Genomic DNA, 20,593 nt, shown 5'->3' on the forward strand with positions numbered 1-20,593 from the left:
CCAAGCAGGTTCAGGATTTCCCTGACTCCGCCTGGCTTATTCTACTTTATTTTTGCTGGAATGGTTTCACATCCGGCTTCTTGCGATGTTTCGTGGCTTGCTCAAAGGAATAGGCTATACGTATAAGCGTAGGTTCGGCAAAAGCGGTTCCCGCAAACGTAACGCCAAACGGCCAGCCGTTGTCCAAATATCCTGCAGGCACGGCAATCGTGGGATACCCGGCCCGGGCGCTCAAATCCGCTCCAACATCTGACGGAAACAGGATAGCATCCAGCTTGTCGCGCTTCAAGGCGTGATCAATGCCTCTATCTTGTGCCTGGATCAGGTCAGACACGGACTCCGTGATATAATCTTTATTTTTAAGAGAGCCGCTTAAGCCCGCGCGGTATTGCAGCGAATCCTGACCATATCGGAGAGCTTGATCTTTATTCTCCTCATTCCAGGCAATGAGTTCATCCAGAGAATGAACCGGGATATGAGCCGGCAGTTTCCGCAAATAATTTTCGATGCTGTGCTGAAACTCCAGGTTGAGCTTATTCCACTTCCATGGTCCGTTAAACGAAGGAATTTCGATGCCTTCGATAACATCGGCTCCTCCCTGGCGAAGAACTTCGATCGCTTGAAGGAATAAGTCTTCATCATAGGATGAAAGCCCGCCCTCCGGCACTTTCCAGAACACCCCGATCCGTGCTCCCCGCAAGCCGTCCTTATCCAGAAAAGCCGTATAATCCATATTATTGCTTTGGTTTCGCCATGTCGCAGGATCTTCTTCGTCCCGGCCTTCCAGCGCTCCCAATAATACAGCCGCATCCGTAACGGACCTAGCCATTGGACCCGCCGTATCCTGACCATAAGTGAAGGGAACAATTCCCGTTCGGCTGATTAACCCGACGGTTGGTTTGATGCCAACGACAGACTGGTGTGTTGCCGGACTCAGAATGGAGCCCGTCGTTTCTGTACCCACCGTTGCCGCGGCAAAGGTCATGGCAGCCGCGGCTGCGGAACCCGTGCTGGAGCCGCCTACGAAGTAATCGCCATAGGGATGTGCGACTTGGCCGCCCGTCGCGCTATATCCCGCCCACATTGTGGAGGACATGCCGTTCGCCCACTCCGTCAGATTTGTTTTGCCAAGCAGAACGGCGCCCGCTTCCCGGAGCTTTTTGATTAAAAAAGCATCCTCTTGCGCCACATGCCGAGACAAGGCAAGCGCGCCTGCGGTCGTTGGCATTTTGTCCCTGGTTTCAATATTGTCCTTGACCAGAATGGGAATGCCGTGCAGAAGTCCCCGGCTCCCCTTGCGCTGCCGCTCCAGATCAAGAGCCTCCGCGATAAAGATCGCGTCTGGATTTACTTCCATTATAGAGTTGATTAAAGGACCGTCTTGGTCATAACGGGCGATTCGGAGCAAGTAATAAAACACCAGCTCCCGCGAGGTTAACTTTCCCTCTTCCATAGCTTGCTGCAAATCCAGAATAGTTGCCTCTTCCGGGTCCAGCGTCAATGGTATATGAATTTGTTCTTCACTCATTGGATATCCCCCCGATTACATGGTTAGCAGAAATGCCTAGCCTGCATTTACTTTTACTTCCATCCTATCATGGCGGCTTGCATGGTTCATGGGAATAAATGTTTATAATTGAATTTGGTTAAAAGTTTGGTTGGGCTATACAAGTTCAATCATTGGTTGCAGAAGTCCGAGGACGCCGTGTGAATGGTTTTTCCGGTTCTCCAGAACCATTCTCACGCTGTCCTCTTTCTGCTGTTTTTAGTTGAATTTATTTAGTTCGGAGATGAAAAGCAAAAATGCTATCTGCTATTCTCTGGGCAACTTTTCCATCCTTCATTACGTTTAATTTATATAAATCCCCTGTAGTCCTTTTTAAACTGGTATAAAAGGAGTCGTTTGAATGAAAATTAAACCGTTGCTGTTCCCGCTTGTTCTCTTGATCACTCTGCTTGCAGCCTGCAGCAATTCTTCTAAAGAATATGATTTAGCCGGCATTACCCAACTATTCGAAGACGCTGAACTTCACCTTAAACCTCAAGCCGGGGATGATTATCCTACAATTATGAACGTAAACCCCGCTGTCTATGAGTTACTGGATGATGCCTTATACATCTATATGTTTGAATCGGAGAAAAAACGGATCGAAGCTCTGGAAGAATTAAACGTGGAGGAATCGTTCAGCCCTGATACATACGAATACTCCTTAAAAAACGCGTTGATTGTATACGTACCGCTATCTCCTGCCGATGTAAACTTTGATAAGCAAATCCGCGATATTGTACAGGCTGAAGAGGCTTGAATAGGGGGTGTGCAAAATCAAACGTAATATTGGAGCAAATAAGAGGATCAAAACAGAAATCAGCGCTTGGCTTCGATTGAAATCAAACACGATGCGACCTGCCGCTTACAAGCCGAATTCCGCTTGTAAACGGTAAGTCGCGTCTTTGTGGAGTGCCGGGACTTCCCAGGGCGGAAGCTAGCCCACGCTACGGACATCCATGACCCTTAAAGCCTTGTTTTGATAGAATATCCATTTTTAAAGGTCATCCATGACCGTAAAAGCTTATATTCCTCCCCAAAACGTGGCTTTTGAACGTCTAAAGGACACGGGTGACCGTTAGCTGAAGCCAATGCATCGATTTGGGGTTCTAGCGGTCATCGGTGACCGCTAGACGGACAAACAGGTTTGAAGCTTCCAAGACAGCAACTTCGTTCGCACATATGATTGATCGCCTTACTCCACCTTTAGTACGTATTCCGCAATATTTTTGCTGTGGTCGCCGACACGCTCCAGGTTGTGGATCATATCCAGGAAAATCGCGCCGCTATTGCCTGTGCAGGCATTTTGGTTCAGGCGGTTAATATGCGCCGTTCGATATTCCTTCTCCATCCGGTCCAGCTCCGCTTCATGCCCAAGCACTTCGTCGGCGGCATTTCGGTCATGATGCTCCAATGCATAAATTGCCCGTTCCACGGCGCGGTCGGCCAGCTCCAGCATTTCCTTGAGCTGCTGCTCCGCGTCCTCGGAAATATCCACTTTATTTTCCGTGCAATATTGCGTCAGCTCCACGATATTTTCCGCATGGTCGCCGATCCGTTCAATATCGTTAACCGCATGCATAAGGCCGGTTGCCCGCTCGGATTCCGCCTCCGGCAAGCCATTCTGGTGAATCTTCACCATATAATCCGTTATTTTTCGCTCCAGCTCATTGACGAGCTGCTCTTTCTGAAGCGCCAGGTTGGCCGATTGGGCATCCCGCCGGAAGAAATAACCTGTAGCATCCTCTAGCGCTTCCCTTGCGTACCTTCCCATCCGCATGATTTCATGCTGGGCTTGTCCCAATGCCATTGACGGCGTAGCCAGCAGCCTGACATCCAGAAATTTTGGCGCAAACTCCAGCTCGTTCATTTTGCCCGGAACCATCTTGGTCACCACCCAGGCAAGGAACGGAATAAGCGGGAAGAAAATAATCGTATTGGCTACATTAAAGAAGCCGTGCGAATAAGCGATTTGCATCCTAACGTTTACATCAGGGCCAATCCACATAATAATATTGTACACGAGCGGCAGCACCGTCATAAAAATAATAACGCCAAACACGTTAAACATGACATGCACCAATGCGGCGCGGCGGGCCGCTACAGTCGCTCCAATCGAAGCAATAACAGCTGTAATCGTCGTTCCCAGATTATCGCCAAACAAGATAGGCAAGGAATGGCGGAAGCTGATCATGCCTTCGTCCGCCAACGTCTGAAGAATGCCGATAGCTGCGGTAGAGCTTTGAATAATAACGGTAAAAATCGTTCCTGCTAAAAGTCCCAATACCGGATACTGCGACATATTCACGATAAATTCAGAGAAAGCCGGCAAATTGCTTAGCGGCTTCAGGCCGCTGCCCATCGTGGACAAGCCCAGAAACAGCATGCCAAAACCAAATACGACCTGACCTATGTATTGAACTTTTTTGCGGCCAATAAAAAATAGCAAAATTGCTCCCAGGCCGATAATCGGAAGCGAATAGGTTTCAATCTTGATCCCGACAATAAACGCCGTCATCGTTGTTCCGATGTTGGCGCCCATAATGACGCCGATCGCTTGCCTAAGCGTCATCAAGCCGGCGTTGATCAGCCCAATCGCCATAACCGTTGTACCCGTTGAAGATTGAATCAAAATCGTAACGCCAATACCAAACAACACACCCAAAAAAGGATTAGACGTATACTTGGCCAGTACATCTCTCATTTTGTCGCCTGCCGATTTCTGAAGCCCGTCCGACATATATTTAATGCCGAACAAAAAAATGCCGAGTCCTCCTGCAAACTTAAAAATTACATCTTGCCAATTCACTCATTCTCCTCCTGTACCAAAACATGATAGGATCGCCTCCCCCATTATAAATAATTTACAAAACATTAATAAACCCTTTTTCGACAAAAAAATAAAAAACCGGAGTGATCAATTCCATTGACCGTCTAAATTAAATACGGTATAACGAGCTTAACTTAACCAACAGGAGGCCATCCGAATGAAACAATCCATGCCCGACTCCTTTCAAGCCCTGGTCGTTGACAAAAACGACTCCTCCTTTTCAGTAGCAGCCCGGGCTTTGACCCTTAATGATCTGCCGGAGGGAGAAGTCCTGATCCGGACCGCCTACTCTAGCGTCAATTACAAAGATGGCTTGGCCAGCACGCCGGATGGAAAAATCGTCAGATCCTATCCTTTCATCCCAGGAATCGATCTATCCGGATACGTTGTTTCCTCCAGCGATGACCGTTTCGAGGCAGGCCAACCCGTCATTGCGACCGGCTACGGCATTGGCGTCTCCCATTTTGGGGGCTTCAGCCAATATGCGCGGATTCCGGCCGATTGGCTCCTCCCCCTTCCTGTAGGACTTACGTTACGGGAGGCGATGCTGTATGGAACGGCGGGATTTACGGCCGCGTTGTCCATTCAGGCCCTTGAAGACCAAGGCGTAGCTCCGGAACGCGGCAAAGTTCTGGTCACCGGCGCAACCGGCGGTGTAGGCGGCGCAGCTCTCGCCATGCTTGCCAAAAAGGGATATTCGGTGTCGGCCAGCACGGGAAATGCCGATGCTGCCGGCTACCTCAAAGGCTTGGGCGCTCATGAAATTCTCACGCGGGAGGAAGTGGCCAGCCAATGGGACAAACCTCTGAACAAGCAGCTCTGGCAAGCAGCCGTTGACTCTGTAGGCGGCGACACTTTAGCCGCCATTTTGGGCAAGCTGATCTACGGCGGAGCGGTGGCCGCCAGCGGCTTGACGGGAGGAACATCGCTTCCCGCAACCGTATTGCCGTTTATTCTTCGCGGCGTCAGCCTGCTGGGCATCGACTCGGTTTTTTGCGACAGAGAAAAGAGAATCCAGACATGGCATCGCATGGCAACGGACCTGAAGCCGGATCATCTGGAAGGTTTATTGGATCGCGAGGTTACGCTTCAAGAGCTGCCGAGCGCCCTGCAAGACATCCTGCAATCCCGCACATTGGGACGTATTCTTGTGTCGCTGAACTAAGGCCTGTTCTTAATCGAAGCAACTCGACTTTGCAGAAGTAGTCACGCCATACAAGCCGCTGCACATACAAAAAGCCGCCATGCAGGCGGCTTTTAATGGGGCAATTTTGCTTCTTATTGCTTCTTTTTGCTTCTTTTTGCTTCTTTCTGCTTCATTACGTCTTCGACAATTCAATAAAACCTTCTCCAAACACATCGCGCACATCATGGATCGTAATAAAAGCATCCATATCCTCTGCTCGCACGATTTTTTTCAGCATCGGAACCTCTTGCTTGCTAATAACGATGTACAGGATTTCCTTCGGATTTTTCGTATAATAGCCATGTCCCGACAGAACGGTTACTCCGCGATCCATCTTCTCCACAACCTGCTTTGCAATGTTGTCCTGCCTGGCGGATATGATCGTAACCGCCTTTTTGGGATTAAGCCCTTCGATCATAAACTCCATCACCTTGGTGCCCACGAACAACAATACGATCGTACACATAAGGCCTTTTGCCCCAATAATGAAAAAGGAAGAAAACGCAACAATCAGATCAAAAAACAGCAGCGCGTAGCTAATGCTCCAATCCAGATATTTGTTGGCGATTCGAGCAAGAATGACCGTCCCGGCTGTCGTTCCGCCTACGCGTACGATCAAACCTATGCCAAGCCCCGCAAAAACTCCAGCAAAAATCGTATTTACCCAAAGCTCATCGGAATTGATGCTCCAGCTTTCCGTAAGATGCAGAAACAAGGAGTTGAACAAAACCGTAATAATCGTGTAGACCGTTGTTGTTTTATCCAAAAATTTATAGCCCACAATGAGCAATATGCCGTTTAGAATCAGGTTCATCAGACCTGGCGACCACTGGAATAAATAGTACAAAATAATCGTAATCCCCGTGACCCCGCCTTCAGCCAGATCATTCGGGATAACGAACAAATTGACCGCCAACGCGAAAAAAAACGCGCCTACAATCAAACAAGCCATGTCCATCATTCTTTTTTTCATAACGCAATCCATCCAATTCATCAAAAAAAATCAGCCGACGCCCAGTTGTCTGCTTCCATAGCGTTCAAAAGCGTTAATAGCTGTCAAATGGTGTTACCTATGCCCCAGCAATGATTCTAACAGCTGCGGCAAAATTTGTATACAATATATTTTTTAACATAATGAAAAGACAATGCCGCTGTGGCATTGCCTCTATGGTATACATGGAGGAAAGGGGTAAACATGTCCTTTTAAAAACCTGGCATAATGCCGACCATGGCTCCATCCATTCCCGGCACCGATACATCCTGAAACGGTACGCTTTCGGAGAGTATGAGGTAGTCCGCCACAACATTATTGGAATCCTCTTCAACCGGGTCCTGCGGCGTGCCTTCAACAAAATAACCCCGATATTCATTTCCGCTAGCGTTGGCATAATAGCCCAATCCATGTGCGGCTCCCTGCTGGATTGGCCCTACATATTTGTCTCCATTCGAAAACTGTATCACGCCTTCTCCATCCGGCATCCGGTCGGCTATTTCCCCTATATAGACTCTATCGTCATATTGAATTCTACCGATGCCATTAGAGCTTATGCTGCCATTAACCTCTTCGAACATGCCCGTATACTGCCACTGATCGCCAGCAAGCTCGCCTGCGTAAGGCTCGCCTTTTTTGAACTCCCCGGTGAACGCGTAGCCAGATGTGGTTGAGATGACCCCAATCCCGTTCCATTCGCTATCGAATAGCCCTCTGATTTCCGTATCCCCTGACGACACATACCCTGCGCCTTGTATTTTCCCATTGGAGAATTGTCCGATGTAGCTTCCGAGCATCCCGTAGCCATCGGCTTTCCCATCGATTACATCACCGAAATATACACCCGAATGAGGGGCGTCTTCGGCGCTTGCGCTTAGAATGGCTCCCCGGCCGTTGGGAACATGGTTAACGACTTGTCCCACATAAATATCCCCGTTGTCCAAAACAACCTTAGCATAGCCATTATCTCCGGGAACGGGTTTGTTATTGTCAAAGTTACCCTTGAACGTAAATCGATTGGCGTCGCCAAATCCTTTTGAGAACATGCCCGCTCCTTGGAAGGAATAATCATAATCGTTTTCGTTCGTCGTAAATTCGCCTTTATAGAAATCCCCGTTAGAGAAGGTAACGGCGTCCGGCTCCTCTGTATATTCCTCAAAATAGGAACTGCTATCAAAAACAATAAACTCGCCGGCATATTCGGTTGTCTGCTCTTCGTCAAACAACGCCTCTACATAAATGCCCTGACCGGCCAAAACCCCATCCTTTACTTCGCCGACATAAATGGAATCGTCATTGTAATAAACCATGGATACGCCGCCCGGCAAACCATCGGCAAATTGGCCAACATAATAGGATATATTTTTGCTGCTGGTTTGCAGACTAAGACTGCCAAAGCCATGGGCTTTGTTATTGACGACATCTCCGGCATAACGATCGGGAAGACCGCTTTCCTCATTCAAAATCAAGGTTTGTTTGGATTGCAGCTTCTGCAACTCCGGCTCCAGCTTTGCTTTATTTTCCACGAGCTGTTGGTCAAGCGTGTTCAGACGTTCTTGAATCCTTTTTTCGATCTCCTCCGTTTGTTCCTTCGCTGAAGCATCTGCCGTGGAGGTCTCGCTTTGCTTCACTTCGGAATTCGCGCTTGGCTGAATGTCCTCTCCGCCTTTGTCGCCGCAACCCGAAAGCACAATCAATAAACTGCTTACAATCAAAATCATCCAGCCTGTTTTCTTCATTCCGCAAACGTTCCTTTCGATGACTAATAAATATTTTGCATGCAGTATTTGCATCCAAATTATAACACGAACGCCGATTTCCACTAGGGGGTGTCTTCAAATTCCGCAGGGAGCAGCAGACTTCATTCAAGATTTTTTTTTGCGCGATACATCAAAGCAAAGAGCCGTTCTGATGGCAGAACGGCCCTGGGATCACCTAAGCGTGGAATACAGCTTGATTATTGTTTGCTGGAAGGGAATTCGTCCACTAAGGCTCTATCCCCCATTGGTGGACGCCGCCGACGTAGCCGGTTGTTTTGTTCCAATCGGCGTAAGCCGTGCCGGTTGGGCTAAAGGAGTAATCCCCTGTTTGCGTGTAGTTGGTCCAGTCGGATTTGCTCACGCGAATCTGAATTTCGACGCTAGCTCCCCCGGCCAAGGTTCCTGCGGCGCTTGTGAAGCCAATCTCCAAATAATAATCGGCTCCCGTCACAGGAGTCGAAAGCTTAACGAACGTGCCCGTTACATTGCTGCTGCCGACAGTCGACCAGTCAAACCAGACGTTCTGAGCTTTTTCTCCGTCAATGGTGTAATAATACCTCAGCTTCACATCGGACAAATTGATGGCGGAGGTGCCCGTGTTCGTCAGCTTGATCTTTGGATTAAGCGTATTGGTTGATGCCGCAGTCGTTGAATTAAATTGCTGCACCTTGATTGAGCCCGTCGGAATAGGCGTTGTATCGCTAACGGCAACGGCAAGCGCAGCGCTTGCTCCGGCGCTAAAGTCAAACGTCAGCGTTGTCGTTCCAACCGGCCGCGCAGCCAGATAGCCTTTTTTGATCGTTACCGTCGTGCCCGATACGGTGTAATCCGTACCGGCTACCAGAGCTGCCGCACCGTTCCGGACGCCGCTGAATGTATTGCCATTCAACGTCAGACTGACCGGCACATCGGCCTGATTGGCTGCGTTTTTGTCAAAAGCGGCGCTGCTTGGGCTAATCGTCGAGCTGACAATGGACGAGTCGCTCACGTTGACGGCAAGCGCAGCAGAGGCGCCCGCGCTAAACTGGAACGTCAAGGTTGTTGTGCCTAACGGCTGCTGAGCCAGATAGTTCTTCGAAAGCGTTACCGTATTTCCCGCAACGGCGTAATCCGTGCCGGCAACAAGTGTAGCCGCACCGTTTTTGATTGCGCTTAGTGTATTGCCATTCAGTGTCAGCGTCACGGGAATGTCGGCTTGGTTAGCCGTGCTTTTGTCAAAGGAGGCCGTTGCTGGGCTAATCGTTGAATGATTGCTGCTTCCGGTCGCAAAAGCCGCCATAAACACCAATCCCGAATTCCAGTAGACTGTATGCTCGTTGGTTGTCCACTCCTGGAAGTTGTCGTGATAGTTTTTGGCTGCGAATCTCGAAATCTGATTGCCTACCGTAATATCGTTGGAGTATTGGTTAGGTCCGCCAACCAGATACCCTTTTGGCACGCCAGGCAAATTATCCGTGCGGAAAATAATGCTGAACGGATATTGCACGCTGTTGTCGCCATACCCCGATACGAAAGAGGTGCCTACGGGATTTTGGCCCAAAAGCCAGTCCATCTGGCTGTACGTCATTTCTTCAATGGCCGCACGGTTGGTCTCAAAGGTTCCCAGCAGTTTGGAGCCAATGATCATTTCCATCGGCGTATTTACGACTTGCATCGTAATGCCCCAATAGTAATGGCCGTCGCGCACAACGCTGTTCCACGGACTTTCGTCGATTCTGTCCATCTTGTCGTCGAACCACTCCTGGAAGTTGGTGCCGTACCAGCTAACGACAGCCGGGTTTGGATTCGCGGCTTTCAGATAACTGAAGAAACCAGTGTTCCACGTATTCTCCCAACCGCTTGCGAAATCAAGAGGGCTCAAGAAATTTGGTTCCATATCGGCGTAGTTCGCCAGGAAATAAGTGTTGTATTCCGCATCGCCGGTTGCGCGGTACAACGAGCCGGCCGCCCAAAGGCGGTTTGCGGCGTCATCCAGCACATCATATGGCCATCTGCCGGTGTTTGGCGTACGGATATTTTCGGGATGGTCCTCCAGGAACTCCCATGCCTCGATGGCCGCATCCAGGCAGCTTTGGGCAAATACAGGGTCGATATCTTTGTAAATCTCATAGGCATGCGCCAATGCGGCTGCGGCCGTAGCGGTATCCGCAGTGGTTTTAATATTGGTCCGCGAGCTTACCGTGTCCTTATCGATGATTTGCCGATCCACCATATTGTCGTCATCCTGGAAGGTTAGACGCGCATAGAAACCGCCGGTTGCCTCATCCTGCATTTTCAGGATCCATTCCAGCTCCCATCTGGCTTCGTCCAAAATATCAGGAATCCCGTTGCCGCTTTCCGGGATATTGAATTGATTGTCGGTAAATTTCTCCGGCATCATTTCATAAGCCCAGAAGAGATCCGACAACGCTTTGGCGCCGGCGTTAACATATTTGCCTTTGTCGCCCGCATCATACCAGCCCTTCGACATATCCTTGCGGATGGAAGGATTGGACATAAGCGGCACCGACGTATCCGGCGTAAAATCGATCCGGTGGTAATTATCCGCGTACGGGCTGGTTACCGCCATGCCGGATCTTTGGAAATAATAATATCTCGTTACATCATAGAGGAACGGCTCGTAGATTTCGCTGGCGTCCCCGATCGAGAAGCGAGGCGAATTTTGCAGCCCCTGTACGGCGACATAATAGGTTCCGGGATTCGTAAAGCCGGTAAAGTCGGCTGTAAATATCCGCTCCCCGCTATCAATGGCATCGTAGTTTTTCGTCAGAACAAGCGTACCGGAATAAGCCACGGTATGATTAGCGGCATTAACAACGCTAAACGGAGTGCCTGCATCAACCGTAAGCACATCCTCAAAGCCTGTCACAAGCGCTTGCTTGGTTCCGTTTGCGGGATACCCCACTTGATTGACCTTAATGGGATCATAATCTCTTTCCTTATCCGGGGACGTCACCCGGATATCGTTAAGCCAAACTTTTAGGGGCTGAAAACCGTTGTTTTTTATGGATAACGTATCAATGGATTCCGTGTCGATTCCTTGGGAGACCTTCATCAGGTCCTTCAACGGAATCTTCACGTGAGTCCAATTCGTCGTGATGGCGGTATAGTCGCTAATATTTACATTTGTTGTAATTTCACCGCCTGCAGCTCTTTCGAACACCCGGTCTTTGAAACCAATCAGGAACGTTTCTCCGCCTGCGTTCCCCTTGATATTGAATTCGAGGAATCCGTTGGCATGATACGGTGTGAAATTATACGCTTTCCAGCCGGCAACCGTAACCAAGGCGTTAAACCATGACGGAAAGTTAGGCGTCTTCGTATTAACCAGCAAGGAAGGCAAACCATTATGCATTTCGGTCCAATCGACGGGCAGCTTGCTGTTCTCCGTCTCCAGACCAAATCCTTCGTCTCCCGCCCAACCATCGGATATCGTGCTGAATATGCGGTAATCCAGCAAGTCTCTCCAACCATTTGGCGCTTCGGGGGTAGCCGCGTCAGTCTGGATTGGATTTGAAAAAAAGACGGTCACGAACATGGCAACGGTCAAAAGCATGCTAATTTTTTTCCTCATTACCTCTCCTCCTTCAAAATGATAGACGGTTTGCTCCCAGTGCGTTAGACTTGCGCGTAGACCTGGACATCAACCTCAGCATGGACAAAGACTTGCATTTGCTTGCCCAGTTTCAATTTAACGTGTCGGGCATATCCCTCCTTTTAATAGAAAGCGCTTTCTTTCATTTCCATCTTAAATCCAGCCATGTTAGAGGGGATATAGAAGAAAACTAGGATCATAGAAGAAAACAAGCCACTTTCCTGCTACCTGTTCTCTTTATACCACTCGTTCACTTCCTTTGTTATCACGTCACCGCCGTTTTTATAGAAGAGGGCTGCAAATTCATCAAAGTAGGAAAGCGGCTTTTCTCCATATATCATGCTCAAGTAGCTCTCCGTCGCCAGCTTCTGCAGATAAGCCCCATGCTTCATCATCCCGTCTGTCAACGGGCCGTGATACCGGTTCGGGATTTCGAATCGTTGTTCCGAAAGCGCAAGGTTAGCCGCGGCCAATTGCGCCGAATTCAGCCCTTTTATCCCCTGCTCGATCGGCGTCGTGACCTCGGCGTCCGAATTCCGGAACAATTTCCGAATCGCATCCGCATTCAAATAAGGCAGCGTTGGCGAGGTTCCGGTCAGCGGGTAAAGCATCCAGCGCATATCCAGCGACGAGCCGTCAGCTAGCGGCCATTGCTCCCTCGGCACCCCTTCCGCCTCAAAGTCGACAGTGATGATTCTGCCATCCTGAATGACATAGTCGTAGCCTTCGTGGAATCCCTTCGCGAAGCGAGGATCAAAGTAAGGGTCCTCCGGGCCGAAATTTTTGGCAAGCAGTTTATTGTAATAAGCAAACCACGCCTCGATATGGTCGAAATCTTTGCTAAACACCGTATAAGCGCCGTACAGCTGTTTTTGCGCCTTGCCCTTCAGCCCGTCGGGGCCTGCGGGAAGGGGATAAGCTCGCCAATCGGCTTCAGGATCGCTTTTTGCCGTGTCGCCAAGCGGCCAAGCCCCCATCCAAAATGGGCCAAACATGACGCCTGCCGATCCGTTGACCGCCACCTCGGAAGCTTGTCCCGGCTCCTTCATACCCGCCTCCCGGTCGATATACCCCTTCTCCATCCAGGCTGCCATCGTTTCAAGGTATCGCTTGGCATCGGGATGAACGGCGCCGTATACCAAGCTGCCGTCATCGTTTTCATTCCAGAAATGCCTGATGTCGGACGTTCCGATCATTACGTTGGAGTAGGCGCCGGCGATGATATCGCTTTGGCCCATCCAGCTCCATGGCCCTTCCTTGAGCGAAATCGCTAAACCAACCTCGTCGTCCACACCGTTACCGTTGGGGTCCTGCTCCGAAAACGCCTTCAGCACGGCCTCCAGCTCGCCGATTGTCGACGGAGGCTTAAGTGACAAGTTGTCCAGCCAATCTCTACGTATCCACATCACCGTCCCTTCGTCTCCTGAACCAAAGCCGGGCAGTCCGTAAATTTCGCCGTCCCTTGTTACCTCCTTCATGGTATCGCCATAGTTCGCCAACGCTTCCTTCAGTCTGGGATGAGCATATTGCTGGATCGCTTCATTCAGCGGAAGCAGCTTGCCCGCATTTAGCAGATCATTCAGAATATCCCCGTCCGCGATAAAAGTGTCCGGAAGTTTACCGTTCACGGCTAACGCCAGACGGATTTTTGTATCCGCGTCCTGAAACTTGCTGACAATCCATTCAAACTTGATGACAATTCCCAAGTTGTCCTCCATCCATCGTGTGTGTACATTATCCGTCAGGCTTTCGCCCGGCTTAAACGCATTGGGCCTGTTTTCGTCCACAATTGCTGTAACGATGGTAATCGGCGGTTCGTATTTAAAATCCCAGGCCGGCTTGACCTCGCTGGTGTCTATTCTGCTTGCGTCCCCCGCATGATTCAGGCAGCTACCAAGAGACAGCGACAGCACCGCGATTAGAACCGCGATCAGCACAAACAGCGGGAGACGCAGCCCTCTTATTTTGGCCATCATGCCTTCACCCCTCTATGCCCGTCCGGTACCTGTCGCGAAACTCCTGAGGCGTGACTTGATAATAGTCGCGGAATTTTCGGATAAACCAGTTGGTGTTGGGGTAACCGATGCTTTCTCCGATCTGGTAAATTTTCTGGTCTGTATGTTCAAGGAGCTCGCAAGCCTTGAGCATGCGCTGCTCGTAGATATAGTGAGAGATTGTCGTATCCGTGCATTGTTTAAAAAGCTTGGACAGATGGTTGGGATGCACGAACACGCGCCGGGCAAGCAGCGTAAGCGACAAGTCCTTGCCCAGCTCCTTGCGGATATAGGCTTGCGTCTTGCGTACGATGGCCAGGTTATGGTCTTCGGCGGACTCGCCCAGCTTGTCTCGCAGCGTGCGCAAGGAATCCATCGCCCAGCTCTCCAATTGGGACGCATGCAGCATGGCCTTCCCCTTAACGAAGGCGGATTGCCCCGGAGCCAGCATCTGGGCCAATGTCCTTCCGCTGCGGTTCGCGATATATTGAAAAGCGTTGGACAGGAAAAAAAAGACGTCCCGCATAAGGTCCGGGGAACCGGAATGTAAAAGAGGAGACATGAATCCCCGAATTTTGTCCTCCGCCTCACTCCACTGCTCCGTTTCCAACAGATGCGTCAACAGCGGCGCTTCATAAAGCTTGCGCATAAGCCGGAGTTCCTCCTCGTTCCGCTCCGGCGCTTGCTCCGCAAACATGGCATCGCTGCCCAGGCTCGCTTTGGCCGTCATGCAGCCAGCCCCCAGCTCCTCCGGAAACAGGCACCCGGCCGCTCCAACGGAGATTTCGCCCTTCAACAGGTTGCGTACCTCCTGCCGCAGCAGGACAAGCCGCTCTTGCACCCAATCCGGCTCCGGCGGCGCGCCCGACAGATCATACACCAGAACCAGCAGGTTTCCTTCATCGTCAGCTGCCGGCCAGCAGTCATACCTTTCCATCAGCAGCTCCTCCAGCATATTGGTTACCGCAAAACGGATCAGAGACTGCGAATAAAGATCCTGCCCATCGAAAGGAGCGCCCAAATGAACAAGGCATAACAAAACGTGGCCCGGGATCGGAAGAGGAAGGTCGAATAGCTTCAGCTTTTCCGCAAGCGCCCTTCCATTCAATGCGCCGCTGACAGCCTTAAGCAGAAGCGCCGCTTTCAATTCGGCGCTGTTATCGCGATAAATGCGAAACCCTTGCTGAAGCGCCCGTTCCCGCTCGATTTGCTTGACGATTCGTCCTACCGCCTCCAATAATTGCTCATCCTTGGCCGGCTTCAACAAATATTCCAGCGCTTGAAGCTCGATTGCTTTGCGGGCATAATCAAAATCCGCATAACCCGTGAGCAGCAAACATTTTAACTGAGGGATGCGCCCTCTGGCCTGTTGGATCAACTCAAGGCCATTCATGCGCGGCATGGAGATGTCCGTCATGAGAATATCCACCGGAAGCGACTCCATCAGGGCAAGCGCTTCGCTTGCGCTATACGCCTTCAAAACACGGGAAATGCCCAATGTCGTCCAGGGTATCGTATCCGCCAAGCTATCCGCATAGTGCTTCTCATCGTCCACCACAAGCAAGCTTTTCATGGCTTGTCCTCCCTCGGTTGGTTGCTTTTCTCCAAACTCCATGTCAGCTCAACGCTCAAGCCGTCCAGCTTCGATGGTCCAATCGCAATGCCGGCATTTTGTCCAAAATGTCCCTGCAGCCTTTGATTCACATTCCATAAGCCGCAGCCTCCATATTCGTCCGCCGGAACGGCAAGCTCCATATACAGCCGTTTGATCTGCTCCTGACTCAGCCCTTTGCCGTTATCCTCCACGTTCAAATAAAAGCTGCCTTCTTTAGCGTAAGCCCGAATTTCTACACGCCCGGAATAATCGACGTTTTCGAGTCCGTGCACAATCGCATTCTCCACGATGGGCTGAATCAAAAGACGGGGAATACGGAGTCCAGCCAATTCGTCAGGCAGTTGGATGCTGTAGGTCAACGTTTCATTGCGCAGGCGCAATATTTCCAGATAGGTACGCACAAATGCCAATTCTTCGCTTAAGCTGACCCCCTGATTATCCATACGCGTCGTGTACCGGTAATAGTCGGCCAAATGATAAGCCATGTCCATGACGGCCCGGTCTTTCCCCATCTTGGTCATATTGATGATAAAACCCAGGCAATTGTACAGGAAATGGGGATGAATTTGCGCTTGCAGCTGCTTTAGCGTGGCATCGCGCGCCAGAATGCGCGACTGCAGCACATTTTCGATCAGATTCTGAATTTGCGTCGCCATCTCGTTGAAGTTTTGCATCAGGAACGCAAACTCGTTGTTGCTTTTTTTGGGCAGGCGGTAGGCGTAATCTCCTTGCTTGATTCTCTGGACCGCAAGCACGAGGCGGAAGACTGGTTTTTGCACGTTCCAGTACAGAACGGACGCTGTCGCGACACCAAACACAAGGAGAATGGCCGAAAAGATGCCAAACAGCATTCTCTGCTGCTTGATCGGTCCGATAATCTGATCCAGCGGGACGGAGTCGACAAGATGCCATTCCAGAAGGCTGGTGTAATAATAGGTGACCAGATAGACCTTGCCTTCAAAGGTCCGAATCATAAAGCCCGAATCCAGGCCGCTGACCCTGTCGCCCAGCTCTGCCACGATTTCTTCCTTTGATGGGCCCTCGGATGACCGGCTGGCAATCATGGCATGTCCTTCCTTATAAAAAAAAGATTGACCGGAGTTGCCTGATTTGTAGGTATCGAGCAAATTTTCAAAGCTCCACTTGTAGATATTGATGCGGACAGCGACATCCAGTTCATCCGGATTTGCCGGTTTGTAGCCTGTTTTGACATAGGTTCGGGTAAAGCCGGGGCCGCTCTCCAAATCTTCGCGGAAGCTCCACCCCAACGAAAAGCGGCTGTCGAATTGTTCGGGAATATACAAAGAGGAAGGGGAAGAAGATATGCTTTCGTCTCGTTGCGGGAAATAGACGGTGATGTCATTGCGCCAATTGCCAGACGCGCTGGCCAGCGACAGCTTCTCCTGAATCAGCATGCGGTTTTTCATCAGGGAATAATCGCTCATGTCGATGTTGTACAAATACTCCAGCACGTTGGTGTCGACGAGCATGGGAGCGGAAACCAAATCGAATTTTTCGATATCGGCATTTAGCTGCGCCACAAACAGCTCCATCCGGTTCAAACTCGCTTTGATGAGCTCCTCTTGGATGACCGTAATGCTTCTGGAGGTCGAATAATAGAACAGTGACACAATTGACAGGAGTAAAATCAGCAGCGGCAGCAGCATTTTCTGAAAGATGGTGAATTTGATCGGCATGACATTTCCATCCTTGTTTCGTGGTCACATTCATGCCTATATTTTACATCTAACTGTAAGCGTTTACTACTATATAAGTTGAATAAAAAAGCTTCAGCGGTGTAGGCCGCCGTGTGAAAAGTTCTTCCGATCGCGGTTGTTCTTCTTATCTTAGGAGATATTTATAGTAGGCCGGAAACTCTCGCAGGATGGAATACGCATCCCGCAGCTCGAAATAATCGGCATGAGCGCCGTATACCTCTTTAATATCCATCTTTTTAAAAGCTAATTTCGTTCTGGATATATGAAAGTATTGCGAAATGACCATGGCAGTGTCCCAATCCGATTGCTGCATAATCCGGGCGGCATTCACGGCGGTCCAATACGAATTTATCCCTTCATTGTCCTCCGTGATGTTCCCTTCCGGTATTCCTTTTTGGACCAGGTAACTCTTCATGACTTCGGCTTCATCGAAGCCTTCCTTGCCGATTCCGCCGCTCACGATGATATGGCGAAAATACCCCTCGTCGTAAAGCTCCGCAGCCTTATCCAATCTGGACTTCAGCCGTTCGGAGGGTTCACCGTTTAGCTCTACTTTATTGCCCAGCACCACAGCTACATCCACCTGCTTCCGTTCATCCTTTAATCCGTCAATCACGATAAAAATCGTGTGAATAGCGAACCAGGCAAAAAACACGGCAATCGTCATCAAAAATGTCTTTACTATTTTATGGCGCAAATGATTCCCTCCTTTTTGATTTTCCAGTATGTTTAGGCTCTTCAAGCCGTAAAAAAGCAGCCCTGCAATGAGCCGCTCTTTTCATTAATCGTATGAGGAAACCTGCTGTTCTCTTCATGCTCGGCCCTTTAATCAGACGTAAATTTCAACCCAAAGGTTGCTCATGAAGGAATGGCAAGTTCCTTATGGAACAGCCCGACATATTCATCCTTTGTCAGTCCAAACAGGATAGAATCATGATGCCTCCCGTTCAGGTAATAGACCTGTCGCCGGACTCCTTCCTGAATACATCCCACTTTTCTAAGCAAACCAGCTCCGCTTGTTCATGATCTTGATTTAATCGCTATCTGAACCGTCCCTTTTTCGCAAAAAGAAATCCAACGCTTTGCCGATCATGGGCTGGAGAATGGATAAATGCCCTTCTCCTTCAAAAAGCTTGAAGTCCACCTTTAAGAGGGGTGAATTACGGGTTGCAAGGCGTTTAAACATAGCCGCCGCGTCCTCGACCATGTAAGGAATTTCTTCCGAACCAACCGCCAGATATAATGCCTTTTGCCCGCCCAATTGAATTTGCCCGTTGCAGAAGTCTTCTACATTTTGCATCAGGCAGCGATTTTTCCACCATATCGAAGGGCTTCCCGCCATATAGGTTTGAAAGCACTTCGGATGGTTAAACAAGGTATGGAGAACAAAAAAACCGCCAAGAGAATGGCCGAATATGGCTTGTTTAGCAGGGTTAACGGGAACAGTTCGAGCAATCTCCGGCTTTAGCCGCTCCTCTATAAACCTCAGAAATTGAGAGGCGCCCCCTACCTCGGGCAGCTCCATTCCCTCCGGCGATTCGTCGTTTGTTGCGTGAATCGTATAGTCCCAAAACCTTCTTTTGAAATCAAAGGGTTCAGCAGTCGGATAACCGATACCGACAACTACGGCAGCTTCGTAATTGTCATACGTATATTGTTCCATTCGGACGCCCTCGACTGCAGAACCAAAAATAGCATTTGCATCAAGCAAATAAAGAACCGAATACCCTTCCTCCGGCGCAGGAGCATTCGGTATATAGAGGTAAATGCGATATTCACTTTGAGCTTCGCAATACATCGACCACTCCTTCGTTCCAGCAATGGAGAATGGTCTTTTATGGTTGTCGTTCATCTCGCTCTCCCTTCGGGCGAATAGCCGTATCTGGAAGAACGTCGCATCGTAAGCCTATGCTTTTCTCCAGAGCAATCCTCAGTTTGGCCTGCTACTGCCGGTTTTTTAGCTGAACTTATCTAGCTAGTATGTCGCACCTATAAAAATACACCTCCTGAAATCACATCAAACGAATAAGCAGCGCGTCCAATGTGAATTTCAAGAGATGTAGGTTCATAAACTTATGATATGGGCCGGTTATTACAGGCCTAGGTCGTCGGCGAGCGCTTCAACGCCCGTAAAGATGGAATCGCCGTAGCCCCAGAAGTTGTTGAAGTCGATCACAAAGATTTTTTTGTTTTTAATGGCGTTAATGCTTTGCACCTGCTCGTTAGCCAGCAGCATTGCAATCGTTTGTTCCGGATCGATGCCGCCGGCGTATTTGGAAATGACCAACGCCTCCGGGTTAAGCTCGACAAGCTGCTCCAGACTGATTGTACCTGTTTCATCAATAAGCATATTGTGCATGTTGATCAATGACACTGCGCTTTCAATAAAGGTGTCGGTATTTCCGTTATAAATACCGACAGTGCCGTCGCCATTGTCAAAAATAGAAGCATAGTTGACCGTTTCAGCGCTTGCACGAGCCGCCAGCGCAGCTTCACGCGTCTTGAGTTGCTCAATATAAGCCGCGGCATTAGCCTGAACGTTGAAGATTTCGCCCAGCTCGGTAATATCCTGGTATAGATTATTTAACGATGCGCCTGCGACGCTCGTTCCTTGCACATACGTTTTAACCCCCAGCTCATTCAGGCTGTCTACTGTGCCAACACCCCAATCGGCATCCTGGAACAAATCGCCACGCCCCACAACAAGCTCTGGCGAAGCGCCAATTGTTAATTCTTTGCCCACATATCCTTCGGCCAAAACGGGGATTTTACTAAATTCATCTGCAATATCTTCAGGCACATGACCATACACCGCGGCAACGCCAACTATTTTGTCAGTCAAGCCAAGACGGATTAATAGCTCGGCAGCGCCTTGTGTGTTAGCAACCACTTTTTCGGGGGCCTGGTTGAAGGTTTGTTCCTTTGCAGTCCAAGCGCCGTTCTCCATTGTATAGTTTGAAACGGTCACAGGGTAAGTCGTTTGAGCCGCGCCTTGAGCAGCTTCATCCGTATTTTCCTCATCCGTTGGCGCATTCGCGGCGCTATTGTCCGCAGGCTGCTGCGTGTTATTGTTGGCAGCGTTGCTGCCATCATTCGTACTGGAGCAAGCCGCGAGCACAAAAACAATCGCAGCGATCAAACAAAGAAACGTACCCTTTTTAACCAATCTTGACACGTAAAAACATCCCCTTTTTTCCTTCGTAGTTGTTCTTTTTGCCATTGCCTCAAATCGTCATTGATCAGTATACATGAATTGTTCAATGTTGTAAATGAGAATCAGTATCATTATATTGAAAATTATTCTCAGATGTTTTACAGTAGTATAGTTCGCAAATTCAAATCATAGAGGGGTACATTC

13 protein-coding genes are annotated in these 20,593 nt (G+C 49.6%); 2 read left to right on the forward strand and 11 right to left on the reverse strand.

Features of this window, described 5'->3' with window-relative positions; all coding sequences use genetic code 11:
- Positions 1 to 46: 46 nt before the first annotated feature.
- Positions 47 to 1,528, reverse strand: a complete 1,482-nt coding sequence (locus tag ACX93W_RS15600; protein ID WP_459393301.1) for an amidase family protein — start codon at positions 1,526 to 1,528, stop codon at positions 47 to 49.
- A 379-nt stretch (positions 1,529 to 1,907) separates the two neighbouring features.
- On the opposite strand from ACX93W_RS15600, the gene ACX93W_RS15605 reads away from it, so the two are divergent.
- The gene (locus tag ACX93W_RS15605; RefSeq protein ID WP_459393302.1) at positions 1,908 to 2,306 is read left to right on the forward strand and encodes a hypothetical protein; all 399 of its coding nucleotides are present in this window, start codon (positions 1,908 to 1,910) and stop codon (positions 2,304 to 2,306) included.
- 435 nt (positions 2,307 to 2,741) lie between these two features.
- Here ACX93W_RS15605 and ACX93W_RS15610 read toward each other — a convergent pair whose 3' ends face one another.
- Positions 2,742 to 4,355, reverse strand: coding sequence for a Na/Pi cotransporter family protein (locus ACX93W_RS15610; protein ID WP_459393303.1), 1,614 nt, complete (start codon positions 4,353 to 4,355; stop codon positions 2,742 to 2,744).
- A gap of 190 nt (positions 4,356 to 4,545) precedes the next feature.
- On the opposite strand from ACX93W_RS15610, the gene ACX93W_RS15615 reads away from it, so the two are divergent.
- Positions 4,546 to 5,541, forward strand: coding sequence for an acrylyl-CoA reductase family protein (locus ACX93W_RS15615; protein ID WP_459393360.1), 996 nt, complete (start codon positions 4,546 to 4,548; stop codon positions 5,539 to 5,541).
- 154 nt (positions 5,542 to 5,695) lie between these two features.
- Here the strand turns inward: ACX93W_RS15615 and ACX93W_RS15620 are convergent, their stop codons facing one another.
- The 9 genes from ACX93W_RS15620 to ACX93W_RS15660 all read right to left on the reverse strand — a co-directional run bounded on the left by ACX93W_RS15620 (position 5,696) and on the right by ACX93W_RS15660 (position 20,410).
- A complete protein-coding gene (locus ACX93W_RS15620; RefSeq protein WP_459393304.1) occupies positions 5,696 to 6,535 on the reverse strand; it encodes a YitT family protein in 840 nt (279 codons plus the stop codon).
- 230 nt (positions 6,536 to 6,765) lie between these two features.
- Positions 6,766 to 8,292 carry an MORN repeat-containing protein gene (locus ACX93W_RS15625; protein WP_459393305.1) on the reverse strand — a complete coding sequence of 509 codons (1,527 nt, stop codon included), beginning with the start codon at positions 8,290 to 8,292 and terminating at the stop codon, positions 6,766 to 6,768.
- Between the two features lie 247 nt (positions 8,293 to 8,539).
- Positions 8,540 to 11,887 (reverse strand): glycoside hydrolase family 9 protein, encoded by a 3,348-nt coding sequence (locus ACX93W_RS15630; protein ID WP_459393306.1) that lies wholly within the window; start codon positions 11,885 to 11,887, stop codon positions 8,540 to 8,542.
- A gap of 245 nt (positions 11,888 to 12,132) precedes the next feature.
- Entirely contained in the window at positions 12,133 to 13,884 is a 1,752-nt protein-coding gene (locus tag ACX93W_RS15635; protein ID WP_459393307.1) for an extracellular solute-binding protein, read from the reverse strand.
- A 4-nt stretch (positions 13,885 to 13,888) separates the two neighbouring features.
- Positions 13,889 to 15,475, reverse strand: coding sequence for a response regulator transcription factor (locus ACX93W_RS15640; RefSeq protein ID WP_459393308.1), 1,587 nt, complete (start codon positions 15,473 to 15,475; stop codon positions 13,889 to 13,891).
- A complete protein-coding gene (locus ACX93W_RS15645; protein ID WP_459393309.1) occupies positions 15,472 to 17,214 on the reverse strand; it encodes a sensor histidine kinase in 1,743 nt (580 codons plus the stop codon). Before ACX93W_RS15645 ends, ACX93W_RS15640 begins: the two co-directional genes overlap by 4 nt.
- A 145-nt stretch (positions 17,215 to 17,359) precedes the next feature.
- Entirely contained in the window at positions 17,360 to 17,932 is a 573-nt protein-coding gene (locus ACX93W_RS15650; RefSeq protein ID WP_459393310.1) for a YdcF family protein, read from the reverse strand.
- A gap of 336 nt (positions 17,933 to 18,268) precedes the next feature.
- Positions 18,269 to 19,087 carry an alpha/beta hydrolase gene (locus tag ACX93W_RS15655; protein WP_459393311.1) on the reverse strand — a complete coding sequence of 273 codons (819 nt, stop codon included), beginning with the start codon at positions 19,085 to 19,087 and terminating at the stop codon, positions 18,269 to 18,271.
- A 240-nt stretch (positions 19,088 to 19,327) separates the two neighbouring features.
- Positions 19,328 to 20,410: an ABC transporter substrate-binding protein gene (locus ACX93W_RS15660; RefSeq protein WP_459393312.1), complete on the reverse strand. Its 1,083-nt coding sequence runs from the start codon at positions 20,408 to 20,410 to the stop codon at positions 19,328 to 19,330.
- Positions 20,411 to 20,593: the final 183 nt, after the last annotated feature.

Source organism: Paenibacillus sp. CAU 1782 (genome assembly GCF_054551715.1).